This is a genomic window from uncultured Aquabacterium sp. (assembly GCF_913773725.1).
Lineage (GTDB): Bacteria > Pseudomonadota > Gammaproteobacteria > Burkholderiales > Burkholderiaceae_C > Aquabacterium.
In genome coordinates this window covers 15,627-36,295 of record NZ_CAJYGK010000114.1, presented here as the reverse complement: position 1 = coordinate 36,295, position 20,669 = coordinate 15,627, and the positions used below count along the sequence as shown (strand labels likewise).

Below are 20,669 nucleotides of genomic sequence, written 5' to 3'. Positions count from 1 at the left end.
AGCCTTCCAGGCGCGTAGCTCAGTTGGTTAGAGCACCACCTTGACATGGTGGGGGTCGTTGGTTCGAATCCAATCGCGCCTACCAAATTTCCTGGATCGAAAAGCCCCGCAAGTCATTGATTTGCGGGGCTTTTTCCTTTTTGTCGCCGTGGGGTCGGGTCTTCGCCGGCGTCCGGCGGCCTGGCCGAAAGAGGTGTGTGTCGGGCGGCAGTGCGAGAAGCGTTCCATGAACCGGGTACACCAGGCTTCTCACGGAAGTATTGCCCTGCAGCGTGGCGTGTTCACGGCATGGCGGCCAGGCGGCGGCGAGCGCCTCCTACAATGAACCCTGACCCACAGGAGCACCCATGAGCGCAGCACGCCCCCCCCGCCACGAGGAAGAGCCGCAAGAAGATGCCCCCGAGACGGGCACGGGTGCGACCGCCCCGGGGCAACGCATCATCAAGAAGTACCCGAATCGCCGCCTGTACGACACCAAGACCAGCAGTTACATCACGCTGGCCGACGTGAAGGACATGGTCATGGCCTGTGAGCACTTCGTCGTGGTGGATGCCAAGAGCGGCGAGGACCTGACGCGCAGCATCCTGCTGCAGATCATTCTGGAAGAGGAGACGGCCGGTGTGCCGATGTTCTCGACGCAGGCCCTGGCGCAGATCATCCGCTTCTACGGCCACACCATGCAGGGCCTCATGGGCCACTACCTGGAAAAGAACATCCAGAGCTTCATCGACATGCAGTCTCGCCTGGCCGAGAACTCGATGATGAACCTGCAGAACCCGCTGATGCAGAACTTCATGGGCGGCTACATGGAGCAGTCGCGCAGCCTCTTCCAGCAGATGCAGGAGCAGATGAGCAAGCAGGCCGAGACGCTGATGGGCAACCTCGGCGCGGGGCTCACCCCCAAGAAGTGAGGTTCAGCCGCGCAACAGCGGTTGCAGCTTCGGCCACACCAGGTCGAGCATCACCGGGTGGGCCTTGGGCAACGGGTGGGTGCCATCGGCCTGAAACCAGTCGCGCGCGTCCGGCCTGTCCGCCACCCCCTTCAAGAAGAAGGGCACGAGTGGCACCTTGCGCTCCTCGCTGACGCTGCCGAACAAGGCCGCGAAATCGTCCGCATACCGTTTGCCATAGTTGGGCGGCACCATCATGCCGACCAGAAGGACCCGCGCACCGGCCTCCTGGCTCAGGCGGACCATCTCACTCAGGTTGCGACGCGCGCCGTCAAGGGGCAGGCCGCGCAGCGCATCGTTGGCACCCAGCTCGATCACCACCACGTCGGGCTTGTGCTGACTGAGCAGGGCCGGCAGGCGACTGAGTCCGCCGGAGGTGGTTTCGCCGCTGATGCTGGCGTTCACCACCCGTGTCTTCAGGCGAGCCTGCGCAATGCGCTGCTCCATCAGCGCCACCCAGCCCGTCCCGCGAGGCAGGCCATATTCGGCCGACAGGCTGTCACCCAGCACCATCAGGGTCCGAGCCTCGGTGTTTCGTGCGCCCCACACCGGCCCCAGCCAAGCACCCAGGCTGCACAGGGCCAGCGCGCGTCGCGTACAGTCGATTGGCATGTCCTCTTCCGTTTCTCACTCGATGCCTTCCGATGCGCTCACTGCCGCTCAGCCGGCCATCGTTGTCCGTGGTCTGGGCAAGACGGTCGCTGACGCAACCGGGCCCCTCACCATTCTGCATGGCATCGACCTCACGGTGCCGCGTGGTGAGACCCTGGCGATCGTCGGGGCTTCCGGTTCCGGCAAGAGCACCTTGCTGTCGCTGCTGGCCGGGCTCGACACACCGTCCGAAGGCTTGGTCGAACTCTGTGGCGTCGACCTCTTCTGTCTTGACGAGGACGCCCGGGCGGCGCATCGCGCGAGCCACATCGGTTTCGTGTTCCAGAACTTCCAGCTCATTGGCCACCTGTCTGCGCTGGAGAACGTCATGCTGCCGCTGGAGCTGCGCGGCGACCGCCAGGCACGCGCCAAAGCCAGGGCGATGCTCGAGCGAGTGGGGTTGGCCGAACGGCTGTCGCACCGGCCCGCGGTGCTCTCCGGCGGCGAGCAGCAGCGCGTGGCGCTCGCCCGGGCTTTCGTGATGAGCCCCGACATCCTCATGGCCGACGAGCCCACGGGCAGCCTTGATCACGCCACGGGGCTGGCCATCATGGACCTGATGTTCGAGTTGAACCGGGAGGTGGGCACCACGCTCATTCTGGTCACGCACGATCCGGCCATTGCCGCCCGCTGTCAGCACACCGTCCGCATCGGGGCAGGGCGCATCACCGGTTAGGATGCCGGGATGAGTCTGAAACTGCTATTTGGCTTCCATGCCGTGTCCGTGCGCCTGAAGGTGGCGCCGAAGTCCATTCGCGAACTCCACGTTGATGCCAGCCGGCGCGACCAGCGCATGAAGCAGTTTCTCGCCAAGGTGGAAGAAGCTGGCCTGCGCGTGATCGACAGCGACGATGCCCGTCTGCAGCAGATGGCCGGCACGCATCGCCATCAGGGCGTCGTGGCCAAGGTCGAGGCGCTCAGCCATGCGCGCTCGCTGGACGACCTGCTCGACAGCCTGACCGAGCCCCCGCTGCTGCTTGTGCTCGACGGCGTGACCGATCCTCACAACCTGGGTGCTTGCCTTCGCGTGGCCGATGGCGCTGGCGCCCACGCCGTGATTGCCCCGAAGGACCATGCCGTCGGCATCAATGCCACCGTGGCCAAAGTGGCCAGCGGGGCCGCCGAGACGGTGCCGTATTTCATGGTCACCAACCTGGCTCGGACGCTGAACGAGCTGAAGGAGCGGGACATCTGGATCATTGGCACCTCGGATGATGCGCCCGGCGGCCTTTACCAGGCAGACCTCAAGGGGCCTGTGGCGGTGGTGCTCGGCGCTGAGGGCGACGGCATGCGCCAGTTGACCCGCAAGCACTGCGACCAGCTGGTCAGCATCCCGATGATGGGGGGCGTGGAAAGCCTCAACGTGTCGGTGGCCAGTGGTGTGTGCCTTTACGAAGCGCGCCGGCAGCGGCTCGGCTGAGATCCAACCGGTCAGGGAGCACGACGATGGGCAGCAGGGCGTGGGTGTGGGGCGTGACAGCGCTGTGCGGCGTGCTGCTGCAAGCGGGTTGCACCCAGGAGCAGCAGAACAAGTTCCGGCGAGACATCCAGAACTGGACGGGCACCGACGGCGTGCTTGAGGTCTATTCGGGGGCGCAACTCGTCAAGCGCTTCCTGAAGATCGACAAGCTGAGCACGGCGCTGGGCACCAGTGACGGATCGCCCCGTGAGTACCGTTTCGGCTATGGCGTCCTGGACGAAAACCAGAACGGCCAGGTGGATCCGGGCGAGAAGCGCATCTACTTCGAGGTGTCCAACTTCTCGACCTACGTGTTCTACGAGAGCCCTCGCTGAGCAGGGGCAGGACGGCGCCCCGGCCTCAGGGCGCGACCCCGGCATGGCGGGCGTCGTCGGCCCGCTGGGCTCGTTGGGCCCACACACTGAGAGCCAGCCCCACCACCACCCAGGCGAGGCCGAGCCAGTGCAGCGGCGCATATCCCTGGTGCGTGATCACCCACCCCCCGCCGGCGGCGCCCACAGCCTGCCCCAGGTAGATCGCCGATGTGTTCAGGGCCATCAGCGCAGGGGCCAGGCGCGGCGAGAGGCCGCCCAGGCGAGCCTGTTGTCCCGAGTTCGTGGCGAACCCGCTCAACGCCCAGGGCAGCAGGATGAGCGCAAGCCAGGGCAGGGTCGTCGCCAGGGGCCACGCCAGCAGGCTGACTGCCATCATCGCCAGTGTCGTGGTGACGGCCCGCGCGGGGCCGGTCTGGTCGATGACCCGGTTCAGGTACAGGTTGCCCAGCAGCGCCAGGGCACCGAACCACGCAAACATCGCGCTGATCTGCTCCGGCGAGGCCCCATAGCCGTGCTTGTAGTACGGCGCCATGTAGGCCAGCACCGAGAACTGCCCGGCACTCTGGCACGCCGTCACGGCCACGACGGCCATCAGCAGCGGCGAGGCAAACACCTTGCGCCACGAGCGCCACGACAGCGCGGGCGGACGGATGCCCCGGGGCACATGGCGCCACACCAGCCAGGCCACGCACAGCGCGCCGGCTGCGACCATGCCCATGGCGATGCGCCAGCCCAGCCGCTCCCCGACCCATGCCGCCATCGGCATGCCCGCCACAGAGGCGACCGACCAGCCCATGAACACGAAGGTGATGGCACGACCGCGGTGCGCCGGCGTGCTCATGAACCCCATCGTGGCGGCCGCCTGCGGGGTGAACACGGCTGCAGACAGCACGGTGAGGGCCCGAATGGGCCAGAGCCAGGCGTAATCCGGTGCCAGCGCACACAAGCCGTGCCCAAGCGCGTACCACAGCATGGTCAGACAAAGAAGCTTGCGCCGGTCGATGTGGGCCACCGCAGCAGCCAGCAGCGGGGCGCCCAGCCCCATTACCAGCGAGGCGATCGCGATCAGCCGGCCGCCTTGCGCGACAGAGACGTTCAGGTCGTGCGTGAGGTCGTTGAGCGTGCCGCCCACGACCATCACACCGCAGCCGATGACAAAGTTTCCGGCGAGCAGTGCCCAACGGGCCGCTGCCATGTCGTGCCGGGGAAGCGCGCGCTCGAGTTCCACGTACTGCCTGTGAAGCTCAGTGATGGACCCGCAGGGCCTCCGGATTGACGATGTTCGTCGGCGTGCCGGCGATGAAGTTCAGCAGGTTGTCGAACGCGGAGCTGAAGTAGCGCTCGTAGTTCTCCTGCTCGACATAGCCGATGTGCGGTGTGCACACCGCGTTCTCCAGGCGCAGAAGCGGGTGGCCTTGCAGGATGGGCTCGCTCTCGAACACGTCCACGGCGGCCATGCCGGGGCGGCCTCGGTTCAATGCCGTCACCAGGGCGTTGTCCTGCAAGAGTTCGGCCCGCGATGTGTTGACGAGCAGCGCCGTGGGCTTCATGCGCTGCAGGTCATCCTGCGTGATGAGGCCTCGTGTGTCGGGCGTGAGGCGCAGGTGCAGGCTGAGGACGTCGCATGCTTCAAAAAAGGCCTCGCGGTTCGGCGCGGGGATGAACCCGTCGGCACGTGCCTTCTCGCGCGAGGCCTCGCTGCCCCAGACCGTCACGTGCATCCCGAAAGCCTTGCCGTACTGCGCCACGCGGCGACCGATCCGGCCGTAACCCCATATGCCCAGTGTCTTGCCGGACAGCACCATGCCCAGCCCGAAATTGGTTGGCATCGAGGCGGACTTGAGCCCCGATTGCTGCCACGCCCCGTGCTTGAGGTTGCCGATGTACTGAGGCAGACGACGCATGGCCGCCATCACGAGCGCCCACGTCAGTTCGGCAGGCGCCGTCGGATCGCCCACCCCTTCGGCCACTGCGATGCCCAGCCGCGTGCACGCCTCGACGTCGATGTGTGAGCCCACAGGGCCCGTCTGGCAGATCAGCCGCAGCTTCGGCAGCTTTTCCAACAGCGCGCGAGGGAAATGGGTGCGTTCACGGATGAGCACCAGTGCCTCGGCGTCGCGCAGGCGAATCGACAGTTGCCCGATGCCCTTGACCGTGTTCGTGTAGACCTTGGCAGACAGCCCGTCCAGCTGGGATGCGCACTTGAGCTTGCGGACGGCGTCCTGATAGTCGTCCAGAATGATGATGTTCATGGGGAGCTTCACAGATCAACCCCCATTGTGCAATGCCTCACACCCCGCTTTGTCGCAAGGGGTCACATTCCGTCAGGGGGCGTGTGTCTGTCTGGCTCACCAGTGCGACGGACGGCCGTGCCGCCCATCGTCCGCGCGCCGCGTCGTCCGGACAGGGAAGTGCGCGTCCAGTGCATCCAACCGGGATTGGGCCTCGATCTGGCCACGGTGGGTGGAGATGGTTCGAAACACATCGGCGCGCAGATGCCACAGTTCTCGCAACGAGCGGGCGCGCTCGACGTGGGTGCGCAGTCGGCAGGCATCCGCCGATTGCAGGTCGTGAATGGCCTGCATGAACTCTTGGCGAACCGCTGCCAGCATGCGAGCGGGCACGGCCGGGCTGCTGGCGGGCTCGTCCAAGTCCCACAGCCAATACCAGAAACCAGTCAACCAGGCACGCCAGCCCGAAGGCGGGCGGGCAAACAGGCTGGGGGGAGTGACTTCTGTACGACGTGGCGTGGGTGACCCCAAGCCAGGCGCGATCTGCTCGGGGTTCATGGCCAGCACGGTCCGCACCCGGGCCCGGCCGTCCGGCCCGACGTGGCGGCTGCGTGTGTCGATCTGCGCCGATTCGTCGTGCGTGAAGAAGTAAGAAGACATGGGACCCCCGACAGGCCGCGGCCAGTGTGAGCCACGTCTTCAGGGTATCGGCGCGATGGGCCGCGACTTGAGCGCGGGCCCGCGCGGGGCGCCGTCAGGCCGCCGTCCGGGTGGCCTCGGCGTGAGGGGCGCCCTGAATCAGGGCGATGGTGCCGTGGGTCTGGGCGCGCGAAAACACGTCGCGGGCGCAGCTTTCGCAGCGGCCGCAGCAGGTGGCCAGGCCGGTTTCCATCTGCAGTTCGTCGAAGCTGGACACGCCCGCGGCAGCCTGGCGTTGAATTTCGCGATCAGACACCCGACGGCAGACACACACAATCATTCTGTCACCCATGTGCCCCGGCAAGGGGCGATGGATGCATTTTCAAATAAGAATGATTCGCAGTCAAGGGGTCAGGAGGCTTCTCCCATCTGCGATTGCAGGTAGTTCTGAATGCCTACCTTGCCGATCAGGTCGAGCTGCGTTTCCAGGAAGTCGATGTGCTCCTCGGTGTCATCGAGGATGTCCTGCAGCAGATCGCGGGAAACGTAGTCACGCACCGATTCGCAATAGGCAATGCCGTCCTTGATGGTGCCCTGGGCCGCCGTCTCGAGCTGAAGATCACCCTGCAGGATCTCAGGTACGTCCTCGCCGATGAGCAACTTGCCCAGATCCTGGAGGTTGGGCAGGCCGTCCAGCATGAAGATGCGCGCCATCAGCTTGTCGGCGTGCTTCATCTCGCCGATCGACTCCTCGTATTCCTTCTTGGCCAGCTTGTCGAGACCCCAGTGCTTCAGCATGCGGTAGTGCAGGAAGTACTGGTTGGTGGCGGTGAGCTCGTTCTTCAGCTGGGCGTTGAGGAAATCGATGACTTTCGGGTCGCCTTGCATGGTGCTTCCTTTTGGTGCAATTCGGAGGACCGGTCAGGGTTCACGACCGGACATGGGGAGCTTAGGTTATACTCCTAAGGTTTACCCGCAACCACCCCCCGCCTGGCAAATCCGATCGGTTTCCTTTACTGGACCTGAACTTGTCACGCCTGCGCCACGGACCGCTGTGTGGCACGAGCAGTCGTGCCAAGGGCGTGCCGGGCGCATAACAAACGGAGAATGAACCCGTGCTGCCCGTCCTGCCTCAAGCTCTTCTGGCCCTCGCAGACGGCACGGTCTTTCGCGGAACGTCGATCGGCGCTGCCGGTCGCACCGTTGGTGAAGTCGTCTTCAACACTTCGCTGACCGGCTACCAGGAAATCCTCACCGACCCGAGCTATGCCCGGCAGATCGTCACCCTGACGTATCCGCACATCGGCAACTACGGCGTCAACGGTGAAGACGTCGAAGCCGCGAAAGTCCATGCCGCAGGTCTGATCATCAAGGACCTGCCCATCCGTACTTCCAACTTCCGCCAGACGCAGACGCTGTCGCAATACCTCCAGGCCCAGGGCACGGTGGGCATTGCCGACATCGACACGCGCAAGCTGACCCGACTGCTGCGCCAGAAGGGCGCGCAAAACGGCGTGATCGTGGGTCTGAATGCCGGTGAAGCCATCACCGACGCGCTGATTGCCGAGGCTGTGGCCGCCGCGAAGGCCGCGCCCAGCATGGCAGGCCAGGACCTGGCGCAGGTCGTCAGCCGCACCGATGTGTGCGAGTGGACCGAAACCGAGTGGAAGCTCGCCAACCCTGAGCTGGGCGGCAAGCCCGGCTTCGGCAAGCTGACCGCCCCGAAGTTCCACGTCGTGGCCTACGACTACGGCGTCAAGCGCAACATCCTGCGCATGCTGGCCGAGCGCGGCTGCAAGGTCACGGTGGTGCCCGCCAAGACGCCGGCTGCCGACGTGCTGAAGTACAACCCCGATGGGATCTTCCTGTCCAACGGCCCTGGTGATCCCGAGCCTTGCGACTACGCCATTGCCGCGGCCAAGGAACTCATCGAAACCGGCATCCCGACCTTCGGCATCTGCCTGGGTCACCAGATCATGGCACTGGCCTCGGGCGCCAAGACCTTCAAGATGAAGTTCGGCCACCACGGCGGCAACCACCCCGTGAAGGACCTGGACAACGGTCGCGTCAGCATCACCAGCCAGAACCCCGGTTTTGCTGTGGACGAAAAGACGCTGCCCGCCAACCTGCGCGCCACGCACATCTCGCTGTTCGACGGCACGCTGCAAGGCCTCGCCCGCACCGACAAGCCCGCGTTCTGCTTCCAGGGTCACCCGGAAGCCTCGCCGGGTCCGCATGACATCGCCTACCTGTTCGACCGCTTCGTGTCGCTCATGACCACGCACCAGGCGGAGAAGAAATAATGGCAAAGCGCACCGACATCAAGAGCATCCTCATCATCGGCGCTGGCCCGATCATCATCGGCCAGGCCTGTGAATTCGACTACTCCGGCGCCCAGGCCTGCAAGGCCCTGCGCGAAGAGGGCTACAAGGTCATCCTGGTCAACAGCAACCCGGCGACCATCATGACGGACCCGAACACGGCGGACGTCACCTACATCGAGCCCATCACCTGGCAGGTGGTTGAGCGCATCATCGCCAAGGAGCGCCCCGACGCGATCCTGCCGACCATGGGCGGCCAGACCGCGCTGAACTGCGCGCTCGACCTGCACAAGCACGGCGTGCTCGACAAGTACAAGGTCGAGATGATCGGCGCCAACGAGCACGCGATCGAGAAGGCCGAAGACCGCCAGAAGTTCAAGGAAGCCATGACCAAGATCGGTCTGGACTCCGCGAAGTCGGGCATCGCCCACTCGATGGAAGAGGCCTGGGCGGTTCAGAAGCGCATCCAGGCTGAAATCGGTGGCTCGGGCTTCCCGATGGTGATCCGCCCCAGCTTCACGCTGGGCGGCACGGGTGGTGGCATCGCCTACAACCCCGAAGAGTTCGAAGAGATCTGCAAGCGCGGCCTCGACCTCTCGCCCACCAATGAGCTGCTGATCGAAGAATCGCTCATCGGCTGGAAGGAATACGAGATGGAAGTCGTCCGCGACAAGGCGGACAACTGCATCATCGTGTGCTCGATCGAAAACCTCGACCCGATGGGCATCCACACCGGTGACTCGATCACCGTGGCCCCGGCGCAAACGCTCACCGACCGCGAATACCAGCTGCTGCGCAATGCCTCGATCGCCATCCTGCGCGAGATCGGCGTGGAAACCGGTGGTTCGAACGTGCAGTTCTCGATCAACCCGGACAACGGCCGGATGATCGTGATCGAGATGAACCCCCGCGTGTCGCGTTCGTCGGCGCTGGCCTCCAAGGCCACGGGCTTCCCGATCGCGAAGATCGCAGCCAAGCTGTCCGTTGGCTACACGCTCGACGAGCTCAAGAACGACATCACCGGCGGCGCCACCCCGGCCTCGTTCGAGCCCTCGATCGACTACGTGGTCACCAAGATCCCGCGTTTCGCCTTCGAGAAGTTCCCTGCTGCCGACAGCCGCCTGACCACCCAGATGAAGTCGGTGGGTGAAGTGATGGCCATGGGCCGCACCTTCCAGGAATCGTTCCAGAAGGCCCTGCGTGGCCTGGAAACCGGCATCGACGGCCTGACCGAGATCAGCAACGACCGCGAAGAGATCCTGCAGGAGATCGGCGAGCCCGGCCCTGAGCGCATCCGTTTCCTGGGTGACGCCTTCCGCATCGGCATGACGCTGGACGAGGTTTTCGAAGAAACCAAGGTCGACCCCTGGTTCCTGGCTCAGATCGAAGACATCATCAAGACCGAAGGCCAACTCAAGGGGCGTATGCTCGAGAGCCTGTCGGCCGACGAGCTGCGCTACCTGAAGAAGAAGGGCTTCTCGGACCGCCGCCTGGCCAAGTTGCTGGGCACCGACCAGCACGCCGTGCGCAAGGCCCGTCATGCGCTGAACGTGCGCCCGGTCTACAAGCGCGTCGACACCTGCGCGGGTGAGTTCGCCACGCAGACGGCCTACATGTACTCCACGTACGACGAGGAGTGTGAAGCCGAGCCGACGGACAAGAAGAAGATCATGGTGCTGGGCGGTGGCCCGAACCGCATCGGCCAGGGCATCGAGTTCGACTACTGCTGCGTCCATGCTGCCCTCGCCATGCGCGAAGACGGCTACGAGACCATCATGGTCAACTGCAACCCCGAGACCGTCTCGACCGACTATGACACCTCCGACCGCCTGTACTTCGAGCCCGTGACGCTGGAAGACGTGCTGGAAATCGTGGCCAAGGAAAAGCCGGTCGGCGTGATCGTGCAATACGGCGGTCAGACCCCGCTGAAGCTCGCGCTTGACCTGGAAGCCAATGGCGTGCCCATCATCGGCACCACGCCTGATTCCATCGACATCGCAGAAGACCGCGAACGCTTCCAGGCCCTGCTGCACAAACTGGGTCTCAAGCAGCCGCCCAACCGGACGGCCCGCAACGAGGACGACGCGATCAAGCTGGCCAACGAGATCGGCTACCCGCTGGTGGTGCGCCCCTCGTACGTGCTGGGTGGCCGCGCCATGGAAATCGTCCACGGCGACAAGGACCTCGAGCGCTACATGCGCGAAGCCGTGCGCGTCTCCGAGAAATCGCCCGTGCTGCTGGACCGCTTCCTGAATGACGCGGTCGAAGTCGACGTCGACTGCATCAGCGATGGCACCGACACGATGATCGGCGGCATCATGGAGCACATCGAACAGGCTGGCGTGCACTCCGGTGACTCAGCCTGCTCGCTGCCTCCCTACACGCTGTCGGCCGAGATCCAGGACGAACTGCGTCGTCAGACTGCGCTGATGGCCAAGGCCCTGAACGTGGTCGGCCTGATGAACGTGCAGTTCGCCATCCAGGGCGACGTGACCAAGGGTCTGGACGCCGCGACGGTCTTCGTGCTAGAAGTGAACCCGCGCGCCTCGCGCACGGTGCCGTACGTGTCGAAGGCCACGGGTCAGCCGCTGGCCAAGATCGCCGCGCGCTGCATGGCCGGCCAGAAGCTGTCGAGCCAGAAGTCGCCGGATGGCAAGGCCCCGCGTGAAGTGGTGCCGTCGTACTACAGCGTCAAGGAAGCCGTCTTCCCGTTCAACAAGTTCCCGGGTGTGGACCCCGTCCTCGGCCCTGAAATGCGTTCGACCGGTGAAGTCATGGGCGTGGGCGAGACCTTCGGCGAAGCCATGCTGAAGTCGCAGCTGGGCGCCGGTTCGCGTCTGCCGACCAAAGGCACGGTGTGCATCTCGGTCAAAGACGGCGACAAGGACCGTGCCGTGGCCGTGGCCAAGGACCTGGTGGCCCTGGGCTTCGGTGTCGTCGCGACCAAGGGCACGGCAGCGGCCATCGCCGCCGCCGGCGTGCCTGTCAAGCCGGTGAACAAGGTCAAGGACGGCCGCCCGCACATCGCGGACGCCATCAAGGCCGGCGAGATCCAGCTCGTGTTCACCACCGTGGACGAAACGCGCACGGCGATTGCCGATTCGCGCAGCATCCGCACCGCTGCGCTGGCCAACCGCGTCACCTACTACACCACCATGGCGGGCTGCGAAGCGGCCGTCGAAGCGCTGAAGCACCAGGACGACCTGAAGGTCTACTCGGTGCAGGAGCTCCACGCCAAACTGCACTAAACTGCAGCTTCAGGCCGCGTCCGCGCAAGCGGGCGTGGTTTTGCTTTTCCATGCGGGCCGCGCCTGGCCACCATCTGCCGATGGCATCCGGGGCGCGGCTCGGTTCATTTCAGAGGCCCTGATCTCAGGTTGCCCACCGACCACCGAGAGAGACAGCATGTCGACCATCCCCATCACCAAGCGCGGCGCAGAGAAGTTGAAGGAAGAGCTGCACCGCCTCAAGCACGTCGAGCGCCCGGCTGTGGTCGTGGCCATCGCCGAGGCCCGTGCGCAGGGTGACCTGTCCGAAAACGCCGAGTACGACGCCGCCAAGGACAAGCAGGGCTTCATCGAAGGCCGCATCAAGGAAATCGAAGGCAAGCTGTCGGCGGCCCAGGTCATCGACCCGTCGGAGCTGGATGCCGGCGGCCGGGTCGTTTTCGGCGCCACCGTCGACCTGGAAGAGGAAGAGTCCGGTGACCAGGTGACGTACCAGATTGTGGGTGACGACGAGGCCGACTTGAAACTGGGCCTGATCTCCATCAGTTCGCCGATCGCCCGCGCCCTCATTGGCAAGGAAGCCGGCGATGTGGCGGCCGTGCAGGCCCCGGGGGGCGTGCGCAACTACGAGGTCATCGAAGTTCGCTACATCTGAGCCTGAACATGAAGTTGCAGCGTCTTCAGATGGTGCTGGCCGGCATCTGGGCGGGCCTGCTGCTGGCCATCGGTGCCATCGCCGCACCCAGTCTTTTCACAGTGCTGGACCGGGTCAGCGCGGGCGTGGGTGCAGGGCGGATCTTCGCCGTCGAGGCCCGTGTGAGCCTGCTGATCGCCATCGTGCTGTACGTCGTGGAGCGACGCCGTGTGCGTGCCCTGGCTGAAGGCGGTCAGACCGGCTCGGTCATGACGGGCAACCTGCTGCTGATGCTGGCTGCGTTGTTCCTGACGATCTTCGGGCAATTCGCGTTGCACCCGATGATCGAAGCCGCCAAGGCCGGGGAACGGACGGTGCTGTCCTTCGGTGCCTTGCACGGACTGTCGGCCACGCTGTACTGGGTGAAGACGGCGTGCGTGGTCGCGCTGGCCTGGCGTGTGACCAGCATGACGTCGGGGGCGGCTGGGGAGCCTGCTGCCGCGTCGAGCTGACGTGAAAACGCCGCCCGGAGGCGGCGTTCAGTGCGCTGGTTGGCAGGTGTTCGCCGGCTTCAGCCTGTCTTCTTCTTGCTGGTGAGGCGCTTTTTGGCGCGCTTGATCAGGCCGCCGGCCGTGACGCGCTGGTTGCCCATCACCTGAACCTTCTTGATCTCTGGGCGGCGCGTGCCGCTCTTCGAGAACTTCAGGATCTTCACTTCGCGAGGGGCCGCGTTGCGCGAGCCCGTCTCTTCCTTGGGAGCCTTTTCGGGCTGGGGGCGCCACAGCACCAGCAGCTTGCCGATGTGCTGTACCGGTGCCGCGTTCAGCTGATCGCACAGCTGGGCAAACAGCGCCTCGCGGGCGGTGCGGTCGTCTCCAAGCACGCGGACCTTGATCAGACCGTGGGCGTTGAGCGCAGAATCGGCTTCCTTGAGCACGGCCGCCGTCAGGCCGTCGCCCCCGATCATCACGACCGGGTCGAGGTGGTGGGCGTCCGCGCGAAGGGCACGGCGCTCCGTGGTGTTCAGTTCAATTGCAGGCATCCCTCTATTATCGAGCCATGAAAGTCAAAACCAAAAGCAAAAAGGTCAACAAGGCCTGGCTGAATGACCACGTGAACGATCCTTACGTCCGCATGGCGCAAAAAGAGGGGTTTCGGTCGCGTGCGGCTTTCAAGTTGAAGGAGATCGACGAGGCGTTGAACCTCATCCGCCCGGGCCAACTCGTGGTGGATCTCGGGGCCGCGCCTGGCGCCTGGAGTCAGTACGTCCGGCGCAAGTTCGCCCCAAAGGACGGCGGGCAGGGCGGGGCGGCGGTAGGCGAGCTGAATGGCGCCATCATCGCGCTGGACCTGTTGGAGTTCGAGCCCATCGAGGGCGTGCACTTCATTCAGGGCGATTTTCGGGAAGACGAGGTGCTGGCGCAGTTGCGAGAGGCTGTCGGAGACCGGCCCGTGGACGTGGTTGTATCGGACATGGCCCCCAATCTCAGCGGCATCGAATCATCGGACAGCGCACGCATCGCACACCTGATCGAGCTGGCTATCGACTTCGCGCAGCATCATCTGAAACGCGACGGCGCACTCGTTTGCAAAGTTTTTCATGGCAGCGGATACAGCCAACTGGTAGAGCTGTTTCGAGCGCATTTCCGCGTCGTCAAACCCATCAAACCGAAGGCTTCCCGGGACAAATCAGCGGAAACCTTCCTTGTAGGCATCGGTCTGAAGGGTTCTTCTTGATATGTTGCGGCGCAGCAAGTCCGCTGAATTTGTGGATGCGCGTCTTCAAATCAAGGAAAACCGGGGTTTCACAGGGGATAGCGTTCTGCAGGCCCCCACTTGACTCGTCTAGAATCATCCCCATGTTCAGCGCAGATCGCGTGTCGGACGCTTTGTCAAGCACCCGGTGCCGGTCTTCGCAGTCGTCATGATGGGCTGGCGCATCCCGCGCCGCGTCTGGCGGATGAGTTCGGGTTGAAGGAGCCGCGGTGAACAATCAATGGTTCTCCAAAATTGCTGTCTGGCTGGTTGTGGCGCTGGTGTTGTTCACCGTGTTCAAGCAGTTCGACCGTGCCACCACCGGAGGCAGCCAGATTGGCTACTCCGACTTCCTTGAAGAGGTTCGGGCCAAGCGCATTAAGAGCGTGACGCTGCAGGAAGGGGGCGGTGGCACGGAGATCATCGCCATCACCACCGATGACAAGCGCATCCGCAGCACGGCCACCTACCTGGATCGCGGCCTGGTCGGTGACCTGATCAACAGCGGTGTGAAGTTCGACGTCAAGCCCCGTGAGGAGCCGTCGCTCATCATGAGCCTGCTCGTGTCCTGGGGCCCGATGCTGCTGCTGATCGGCGTGTGGATCTACTTCATGCGCCAGATGCAAGGCGGTGGCAAGGGCGGGGCCTTCAGCTTCGGCAAGAGCAAGGCCCGGATGCTCGACGAGAACAACAACAACATCACCTTTGCCGACGTCGCCGGCTGCGACGAAGCCAAGGAAGAGGTCAAGGAACTCGTCGACTTCCTGCGCGACCCGCAGAAATTCCAGAAGCTAGGCGGTCGCATCCCCCGCGGCGTGCTGATGGTCGGCCCTCCGGGCACCGGCAAGACGCTGCTGGCCAAGTCCATCGCGGGCGAAGCTAAGGTGCCGTTCTTCACCATCTCCGGCTCCGACTTCGTTGAAATGTTCGTGGGTGTGGGCGCGGCCCGTGTCCGCGACATGTTCGAACAGGCCAAGAAGAACGCCCCCTGCATCATCTTCATCGACGAAATCGATGCGGTCGGTCGCCATCGTGGCGCCGGTCTGGGCGGCGGCAACGACGAACGCGAGCAGACGCTCAACCAGATGCTGGTCGAGATGGACGGCTTCGAGACCAACCTGGGTGTGATCGTGATCGCCGCGACCAACCGCCCGGACATCCTCGACCCGGCCCTGCTGCGGCCTGGCCGCTTCGACCGCCAGGTCTATGTGACGCTGCCGGACGTGCGGGGCCGTGAGCAGATCCTGAACGTGCACATCCGCAAGGTCCCGGTCAGCCAGGACATCCGCGCCGACATTCTGGCGCGTGGCACCCCGGGTTTCTCGGGTGCCGACCTGGCCAACCTGGTCAACGAAGCTGCGCTGTTCGCTGCCCGCCGCAATGGCCGCGTCGTGGAGATGCAGGACTTCGAGAAGGCCAAGGACAAGATCATGATGGGCCCCGAGCGCAAGTCCATGGTCATGCCCGAGGAAGAGCGCAAGAACACGGCCTACCACGAAGCGGGTCACGCCCTCGTGGCGCGCCTGCTGCCCAAGACCGACCCGGTCCACAAGGTGACGATCATCCCGCGCGGCCGCGCGCTGGGCGTGACCATGCAGTTGCCCGAGGGTGACCGGTTCAGCATGGACAAGTCGCGGATGCTTGACACCATCTCGGTGCTGTTCGGCGGCCGGATTGCCGAAGAAGTCTTCATGAACCAGATGACGACCGGTGCCTCGAACGACTTCGAGCGTGCCACCGCCATCGCGCGTGACATGGTGACCCGCTACGGCATGACGGACGAGCTGGGCCCGATGGTCTATGCCGACAACGAAGGCGAGGTCTTCCTCGGCCGGTCGATCACCAAGACGACCAACATGTCGGAAGAGACCATGCAGAAGGTCGACAAGCAGATCCGGAAGATCATCGACGAGCAGTACGCCATCGCCCGCAAGCTGATCGAAGACAACCAGGACAAGATGCATGCGATGGCCAAGGCGCTGCTCGACTGGGAAACCATCGACGCGGAGCAGATCGAGGACATCATGCAGGGTCGCGAGCCGCGTCCTCCCAAGGACTGGACGCCGCCAAGCAACAAGCCGAGCGGTCCCAAGCCGCCGATCAGCACCGACGGTGCGCCGGCTGCGGTCTGAGTCCAGCCGATGTCTTGATCCAACGGGGCTTCGGCCCCGTTTTGCTTTCTGCCACCCCATGCCCTCTCACGCCTTGCCTGCCATGCCTGTCTGGTTGACCACCCGTTTTCAGATCGATCTGTCCCGACCGAGGGTGATGGGCATCGTCAACGTGACGCCCGACTCGTTCTCGGACGGCGGTGCGCACGCGGATGCCCGGTCCGGCCTGGCGCACTGCGAGCGGTTGGTGCGCGAGGGGGTCGACATCCTCGACATCGGCGGCGAGTCCACGCGCCCCGGCGCGCCCACCCTGACCGTGGAAGAAGAGTGGGCGCGCGTGGCCGAGGTGTTGAAAGGGGCCCTGACACTCGGGGTTCCGGTGTCCATCGACACCTGCAAGACCGAGGTCATGCGCCGCGCACTGGATCTCGGCGTGGACATCGTGAATGACATCAAGGCGCTCACGGACGACGGTGCCGAAGTCCTTGTGGCAGCGCACGGTCGGTGTGGCGTGTGCCTGATGCACATGCAGGGCTTGCCCGCGACCATGCAGGAGCGGCCCCAGTATGGTGACATCCTCAGCGAGGTGCGGGGGGTCCTGGCGGCACGCGCCGGGGCGTTGGTCGCTCTGGGCGTGGCCCACGATCGCATCACACTGGATCCCGGCTATGGCTTCGGCAAGGCGCCCGAGCACAACCTGGCGCTGTGGCAAGCCGAGTCGGCGCTGCGGGAATTGGGTTGGCCACTCCTGGTGGGATGGTCGCGCAAGTCCACCCTGGGGCATGTCACCGGTCGCCCCGTGGGCGAGCGGCTCGTGGCCAGCGTGGCGGCCGCCCTGGCCAGCGTGCACAAGGGCGCAGCCATCGTGCGTGTGCACGATGTGGCAGAGACAGTGGATGCACTCAAGGTGTGGCGAGCGGCCGGCCTGCTGACCGACTGCACCGGATCGGGGCGCGGCGACGGGCAAACGGAGCGACAATCCGCACCCTGAGTTTCATACAGCAGACATCATCGCCATGACACGACGCTATTTCGGCACGGACGGCATCCGCGGCACCGTGGGCCAGTCGCCCATCACTCCTGACTTCGTGCTCCGTCTGGGGCACGCCGTCGGACAGGTGTTGCGCCAGTCGGGCACGCGCCCGACCGTGCTGATCGGCAAGGACACGCGCATTTCGGGCTACATGCTGGAATCAGCGCTGGAGGCCGGTTTTGCGTCTGCCGGGGTGGATGTGCTGCTGACCGGCCCGCTGCCCACACCGGGGGTGGCCTACCTGACCCGTGCCCTGCGCCTGGATCTCGGGGTGGTCATCAGTGCCTCCCACAACCCCTTCGGTGATAACGGCATCAAGTTTTTTTCCGCGCGCGGCGAGAAGCTGCCCGATGAGTGGGAACTGCAGGTCGAGGCCGCGTTGGAAGAGTCGCCCCGGTGGACGGACTCTCTTGGCCTCGGGCGCGCCCGTCGCATCGAGGACGCGCGGGGGCGCTACATCGAGTTCTGCAAGTCGACCTTCGGGGCCAACCTGTCCTTGAAGGGATTGAAGCTGGTCGTGGACGGCGCTCACGGCGCGGCTTACCAAGTGGCGCCCCGGGTGTTCCATGAGCTGGGTGCCGAGGTGGTGAGCATCGGTTGCGCGCCGGACGGACTCAACATCAACGACGGTGTGGGGGCCACCCACCCACAGGCGCTGGTCGAGGCGGTGGGGGGCCACCAGGCCGATTACGGCATTGCCCTTGATGGTGATGCCGACCGGCTGCAGTTGGTGGATGCCACGGGGCGCCTGTACAACGGCGATGAATTGCTGTACGTGATGGTGGCCGATCGCATGGCTCAGGGCGAAGCGATCAAAGGCGCGGTCGGTACCCTGATGACCAACATGGCTGTCGAGTTGGCACTTCAGGCGCGAGGAATCGAGTTCGTGCGGGCCAAGGTGGGCGATCGCTACGTGCTGGAAGAGCTGGTGTCCCGCGGTTGGCAGCTGGGTGGGGAGGGCTCCGGCCACCTGATCGCGCTGGATCGGCACACGACGGGCGACGGCATCGTCAGCGCCTTGCAGGTGCTGCAGGCCGTGGTGCGGTCGGGGAAGCCGCTGGCAGAGTGGCTGTCCGGCGTCACGCTGTTTCCGCAGACGCTGATCAACGTGCGCATTCAGGCTGGGCAGGACTGGCGTAACAGTGCGGCCCTGGCTGCGACACAGGAAGAGGTGCAGTCCCGGCTGGCCGGGCGTGGTCGTGTGCTCATCCGTCCTTCGGGCACGGAGCCGCTGTTGCGCGTCATGGTTGAAGCAGAGGACGCAGCGTTGTCCCGCAGTTGCGCCGAGGCCCTGGCGGCCGCCGTCAAGGCCTGAGGGGCAGACGCGTTGGCATCAGAAATGACAAAGGGGCCTCGTGAGAGGCCCCTTTGTCATGGTGGACGGGTGCGCCGTGCGCCCGCCACGACGGCTCACTTCTTGGGCGGGGTCAGCACGCGATCGATGACGTGGACGACACCCTGGCCGGCCGGTTGATCGGCTGCGATCACCAGGGCCTCGTCCACCGTGACGAAATCGCCGGCCTTGGACACCGACACCTTTGCACCGTTGGCCGTGACCAGCTGGGCGCCACCCGTGATGTCTTTCGACTTCAGGACGCTGGGCACCACGTGGTAGTTCAGGAGGGCTTTCAGGGCCTCGGGGTCCTTGGCCAGCTTGTCCAGCGTGGCGGCGGGCACGGCCTTGAAGGCCTCGTCATTGGGGGCAAAAACGGTCACTGGACCCTGCAGCGCAGCTTCCAGCCCTGCTTGTTGAACCAGGCGGTTCAGCGTACTCAGCTCGGGGTTCTGACGCACGGCCGCGGCAGGCGTGGCTGCCTGGGCAACGGTCGAGGGCGAACTCGGGGTCGCGCAGCCGCCAAGTGCCAGGGCGGTGGTCAGGGTCAGGGTGGCCAGGGCGATGGACGAGATGGAACGTTGGATCATGGTGTCTCCGAACAAAAAGACAGCTCCGTGACATCGGAGCAGGCTGCGCACACGATAGAAATCGTGCGTGACGGTTGCGTGACAGCGATATGACGTCTGGTTGACAAAGGCGCCGGGAGCGGGCGCTGCCGGTTTGTGACAACAGCTTTCTTGCGTGTCACAGACCGGTCACAATGGCGGCCTACATTGCGCCGTACCGAGTTTTCGCAGTCACGCAGACCTGAAAGGCGTACCTCATGAACTTCAAGATGATCCGCACCGCCACTGCCGCGGCCCTGACCCTGATCACCGCTTCGGCCATGGCCCAGGACGTCACCGGCGCTGGCGCCACGTTCCCGGCCCCGCTGTATGCGAAGTGGGCCTCGGCCTACAACGCGGCAACCAATGTGCGCATCAACTACCAGTCGGTGGGTTCCGGCGCCGGTATCAAGCAGATCAAGGCCAAGACCGTCGACTTCGGTGCGTCGGACATGCCCTTGAAGGATGACGAGCTGAACAAGGACGGCCTGGTGCAGTTCCCGACCGTGATCGGCGGCGTCGTGCCGGTGGTCAACGTCAAGGGCATCCAGCCCGGCCAGCTGAAGATGACCGGCCAGGTGCTGGGTGATATCTACCTGGGCAATATCAAGAAGTGGAACGATCCCGCCATCGCCGCCCTGAACCCGGGCGTGCCCCTGCCTGACGCGCCGATCGCGCCGGTGCGCCGCGCCGACGGTTCGGGTACCAGCTTCATCTTCACGAACTACCTTTCCAAGGTGAACGCGGAATGGAAGACGAAGGTGGGTGAGGGCACGGCCGTCAACTGGCCAACGGGTGCCGGCGGCAAGGGCAACGAAGGCGTGTCGGCCTTCGTGCAGCGTCTGCCCAACTCGATCGGCTATGTCGAGTACGCCTACGCCAAGCAGAACAAGATGGCCCACGTCCAGCTGAAGAACGCGGCTGGCAACTTCGTCAATCCCGACGACGCCAACTTCAAGGCCGCTGCAGCCAGCGCCGACTGGAGCAAGACCTTCTATCAGATCCTGACCGAGCAGCCCGGCAAGGACGCGTGGCCGCTGACCGGGGCCACTTTCATCCTGATGCACAAGACCCAGGACAAGCCTGAGCAGGGCGCTGCCTCGCTGAAGTTCTTCGAATGGGCTTACAACAACGGCGACAAGGCTGCTGCCGACCTGGAGTACGTGCCGCTGCCCGCGAACGTCAAGGACCTGGTGCGCAAGCAGTGGGCCAATGTCAAGGACGCTTCGGGCAAGGCTGTTTCGTTCAAGTGAGCGGTGACAGACCCTCGCTGAGTGCATGAAAGAAGAAAGCCGGACCCTGTGCGCAGGCGTCCGGCCTTGTTGTGTTCCGATGATCGGATGTTTTCTTACGCTGGAGGCCCTTGATGACCGCCGTCCTAC

The 20,669-nt window shown here is 64.7% G+C and carries 21 protein-coding genes and 1 tRNA gene; 14 read left to right on the top strand and 8 right to left on the bottom strand.

Annotated elements, in window-relative coordinates; translation table 11 throughout:
• The first annotated feature begins 8 nt into the window (after positions 1–8).
• Together QZ709_RS13545 and phaR are read left to right on the top strand one after the other, a co-directional pair.
• Positions 9–85, top strand: a tRNA-Val gene (locus tag QZ709_RS13545).
• A 262-nt stretch (positions 86–347) separates the two neighbouring features.
• Entirely contained in the window at positions 348–911 is a 564-nt protein-coding gene (gene phaR, locus QZ709_RS13540) for a polyhydroxyalkanoate synthesis repressor PhaR (RefSeq protein WP_294637826.1), read from the top strand.
• Between the two features lie 3 nt (positions 912–914).
• Here phaR and QZ709_RS13535 read toward each other — a convergent pair whose 3' ends face one another.
• Positions 915–1,463: an arylesterase gene (locus QZ709_RS13535; protein ID WP_294637840.1), complete on the bottom strand. Its 549-nt coding sequence runs from the start codon at positions 1,461–1,463 to the stop codon at positions 915–917.
• Positions 1,464–1,560: 97 nt separating this feature from the next.
• Between QZ709_RS13535 and QZ709_RS13530 the strand changes: the two genes are divergently transcribed.
• From QZ709_RS13530 to QZ709_RS13520, 3 genes are read left to right on the top strand one after another with little or no spacing between them, the layout of a single operon-like run.
• Positions 1,561–2,277, top strand: coding sequence for an ABC transporter ATP-binding protein (locus QZ709_RS13530; protein WP_294637825.1), 717 nt, complete (start codon positions 1,561–1,563; stop codon positions 2,275–2,277).
• Between the two features lie 9 nt (positions 2,278–2,286).
• Positions 2,287–3,021 carry a 23S rRNA (guanosine(2251)-2'-O)-methyltransferase RlmB gene (rlmB, locus tag QZ709_RS13525; protein ID WP_294637824.1) on the top strand — a complete coding sequence of 245 codons (735 nt, stop codon included), beginning with the start codon at positions 2,287–2,289 and terminating at the stop codon, positions 3,019–3,021.
• Positions 3,022–3,047: 26 nt separating this feature from the next.
• The gene (locus QZ709_RS13520; protein ID WP_294637822.1) at positions 3,048–3,395 is read left to right on the top strand and encodes a hypothetical protein; all 348 of its coding nucleotides are present in this window, start codon (positions 3,048–3,050) and stop codon (positions 3,393–3,395) included.
• A 25-nt stretch (positions 3,396–3,420) separates the two neighbouring features.
• Here QZ709_RS13520 and QZ709_RS13515 read toward each other — a convergent pair whose 3' ends face one another.
• The 5 genes from QZ709_RS13515 to bfr form a co-directional block, all read right to left on the bottom strand.
• Entirely contained in the window at positions 3,421–4,623 is a 1,203-nt protein-coding gene (locus QZ709_RS13515) for an MFS transporter (protein WP_294637821.1), read from the bottom strand.
• Positions 4,624–4,639: 16 nt separating this feature from the next.
• Positions 4,640–5,647, bottom strand: a complete 1,008-nt coding sequence (locus QZ709_RS13510) for a D-2-hydroxyacid dehydrogenase family protein (RefSeq protein WP_294637820.1) — start codon at positions 5,645–5,647, stop codon at positions 4,640–4,642.
• Between the two features lie 96 nt (positions 5,648–5,743).
• Positions 5,744–6,286: a hypothetical protein gene (locus tag QZ709_RS13505; RefSeq protein WP_294637819.1), complete on the bottom strand. Its 543-nt coding sequence runs from the start codon at positions 6,284–6,286 to the stop codon at positions 5,744–5,746.
• 94 nt (positions 6,287–6,380) lie between these two features.
• Positions 6,381–6,605 (bottom strand): (2Fe-2S)-binding protein, encoded by a 225-nt coding sequence (locus QZ709_RS13500; protein WP_294637818.1) that lies wholly within the window; start codon positions 6,603–6,605, stop codon positions 6,381–6,383.
• Positions 6,606–6,676: 71 nt separating this feature from the next.
• A complete protein-coding gene (gene bfr, locus QZ709_RS13495; RefSeq protein WP_294637817.1) occupies positions 6,677–7,153 on the bottom strand; it encodes a bacterioferritin in 477 nt (158 codons plus the stop codon).
• A gap of 227 nt (positions 7,154–7,380) precedes the next feature.
• Between bfr and carA the strand changes: the two genes are divergently transcribed.
• The 4 genes from carA (at position 7,381) to QZ709_RS13475 (ending at position 12,959) form a co-directional block, all read left to right on the top strand.
• Entirely contained in the window at positions 7,381–8,568 is a 1,188-nt protein-coding gene (gene carA, locus QZ709_RS13490) for a glutamine-hydrolyzing carbamoyl-phosphate synthase small subunit (protein ID WP_294637816.1), read from the top strand.
• Positions 8,568–11,834: a carbamoyl-phosphate synthase large subunit gene (carB, locus tag QZ709_RS13485; protein ID WP_294637814.1), complete on the top strand. Its 3,267-nt coding sequence runs from the start codon at positions 8,568–8,570 to the stop codon at positions 11,832–11,834. The genes carA and carB overlap by 1 nt, the downstream gene beginning before the upstream one ends.
• A 157-nt stretch (positions 11,835–11,991) precedes the next feature.
• The gene (gene greA / locus QZ709_RS13480) at positions 11,992–12,468 is read left to right on the top strand and encodes a transcription elongation factor GreA (protein WP_294637812.1); all 477 of its coding nucleotides are present in this window, start codon (positions 11,992–11,994) and stop codon (positions 12,466–12,468) included.
• 8 nt (positions 12,469–12,476) lie between these two features.
• A complete protein-coding gene (locus tag QZ709_RS13475; protein WP_294637810.1) occupies positions 12,477–12,959 on the top strand; it encodes a DUF4149 domain-containing protein in 483 nt (160 codons plus the stop codon).
• Between the two features lie 59 nt (positions 12,960–13,018).
• On the opposite strand, the gene QZ709_RS13470 is transcribed toward QZ709_RS13475, so the two are convergent.
• On the bottom strand, positions 13,019–13,489 hold the full coding sequence (locus QZ709_RS13470; RefSeq protein WP_294637808.1) for a YhbY family RNA-binding protein: 471 nt from the start codon (positions 13,487–13,489) through the stop codon (positions 13,019–13,021).
• 17 nt (positions 13,490–13,506) lie between these two features.
• On the opposite strand from QZ709_RS13470, the gene QZ709_RS13465 reads away from it, so the two are divergent.
• From QZ709_RS13465 to glmM, 4 genes are all read left to right on the top strand, one after another.
• Positions 13,507–14,184: an RlmE family RNA methyltransferase gene (locus tag QZ709_RS13465; RefSeq protein WP_294637806.1), complete on the top strand. Its 678-nt coding sequence runs from the start codon at positions 13,507–13,509 to the stop codon at positions 14,182–14,184.
• 248 nt (positions 14,185–14,432) lie between these two features.
• Positions 14,433–16,334, top strand: coding sequence for an ATP-dependent zinc metalloprotease FtsH (ftsH, locus tag QZ709_RS13460; protein ID WP_294637804.1), 1,902 nt, complete (start codon positions 14,433–14,435; stop codon positions 16,332–16,334).
• A gap of 82 nt (positions 16,335–16,416) precedes the next feature.
• Positions 16,417–17,304, top strand: a complete 888-nt coding sequence (folP, locus tag QZ709_RS13455) for a dihydropteroate synthase (RefSeq protein ID WP_294637802.1) — start codon at positions 16,417–16,419, stop codon at positions 17,302–17,304.
• 25 nt (positions 17,305–17,329) lie between these two features.
• On the top strand, positions 17,330–18,661 hold the full coding sequence (gene glmM, locus QZ709_RS13450; RefSeq protein ID WP_294637800.1) for a phosphoglucosamine mutase: 1,332 nt from the start codon (positions 17,330–17,332) through the stop codon (positions 18,659–18,661).
• A 95-nt stretch (positions 18,662–18,756) separates the two neighbouring features.
• On the opposite strand, the gene QZ709_RS13445 is transcribed toward glmM, so the two are convergent.
• Positions 18,757–19,269 carry a fasciclin domain-containing protein gene (locus QZ709_RS13445; protein WP_294637799.1) on the bottom strand — a complete coding sequence of 171 codons (513 nt, stop codon included), beginning with the start codon at positions 19,267–19,269 and terminating at the stop codon, positions 18,757–18,759.
• A gap of 248 nt (positions 19,270–19,517) precedes the next feature.
• Here QZ709_RS13445 and pstS point away from each other — a divergent pair, with 248 nt between their 5' ends.
• Positions 19,518–20,540, top strand: coding sequence for a phosphate ABC transporter substrate-binding protein PstS (gene pstS / locus QZ709_RS13440; RefSeq protein ID WP_294637839.1), 1,023 nt, complete (start codon positions 19,518–19,520; stop codon positions 20,538–20,540).
• The last annotated feature ends 129 nt before the right edge of the window (positions 20,541–20,669 follow it).

Coding starts and splice junctions, on each gene's coding strand:
- phaR (WP_294637826.1), top strand. CDS start 348: ATGAGCGCAGCACGCCCCCCCCGCCACGAGGAAGAGCCGCAAGAAGAT.
- QZ709_RS13535 (WP_294637840.1), bottom strand. CDS start 1,463: ATGGTGCTGGGTGACAGCCTGTCGGCCGAATATGGCCTGCCTCGCGGG.
- QZ709_RS13530 (WP_294637825.1), top strand. CDS start 1,561: ATGTCCTCTTCCGTTTCTCACTCGATGCCTTCCGATGCGCTCACTGCC.
- rlmB (WP_294637824.1), top strand. CDS start 2,287: ATGAGTCTGAAACTGCTATTTGGCTTCCATGCCGTGTCCGTGCGCCTG.
- QZ709_RS13520 (WP_294637822.1), top strand. CDS start 3,048: ATGGGCAGCAGGGCGTGGGTGTGGGGCGTGACAGCGCTGTGCGGCGTG.
- QZ709_RS13510 (WP_294637820.1), bottom strand. CDS start 5,647: ATGAACATCATCATTCTGGACGACTATCAGGACGCCGTCCGCAAGCTC.
- QZ709_RS13505 (WP_294637819.1), bottom strand. CDS start 6,286: ATGTCTTCTTACTTCTTCACGCACGACGAATCGGCGCAGATCGACACA.
- QZ709_RS13500 (WP_294637818.1), bottom strand. CDS start 6,605: ATGATTGTGTGTGTCTGCCGTCGGGTGTCTGATCGCGAAATTCAACGC.
- bfr (WP_294637817.1), bottom strand. CDS start 7,153: ATGCAAGGCGACCCGAAAGTCATCGATTTCCTCAACGCCCAGCTGAAG.
- carB (WP_294637814.1), top strand. CDS start 8,568: ATGGCAAAGCGCACCGACATCAAGAGCATCCTCATCATCGGCGCTGGC.
- greA (WP_294637812.1), top strand. CDS start 11,992: ATGTCGACCATCCCCATCACCAAGCGCGGCGCAGAGAAGTTGAAGGAA.
- QZ709_RS13475 (WP_294637810.1), top strand. CDS start 12,477: ATGAAGTTGCAGCGTCTTCAGATGGTGCTGGCCGGCATCTGGGCGGGC.
- QZ709_RS13470 (WP_294637808.1), bottom strand. CDS start 13,489: ATGCCTGCAATTGAACTGAACACCACGGAGCGCCGTGCCCTTCGCGCG.
- QZ709_RS13465 (WP_294637806.1), top strand. CDS start 13,507: ATGAAAGTCAAAACCAAAAGCAAAAAGGTCAACAAGGCCTGGCTGAAT.
- folP (WP_294637802.1), top strand. CDS start 16,417: ATGCCTGTCTGGTTGACCACCCGTTTTCAGATCGATCTGTCCCGACCG.
- glmM (WP_294637800.1), top strand. CDS start 17,330: ATGACACGACGCTATTTCGGCACGGACGGCATCCGCGGCACCGTGGGC.
- QZ709_RS13445 (WP_294637799.1), bottom strand. CDS start 19,269: ATGATCCAACGTTCCATCTCGTCCATCGCCCTGGCCACCCTGACCCTG.
- pstS (WP_294637839.1), top strand. CDS start 19,518: ATGATCCGCACCGCCACTGCCGCGGCCCTGACCCTGATCACCGCTTCG.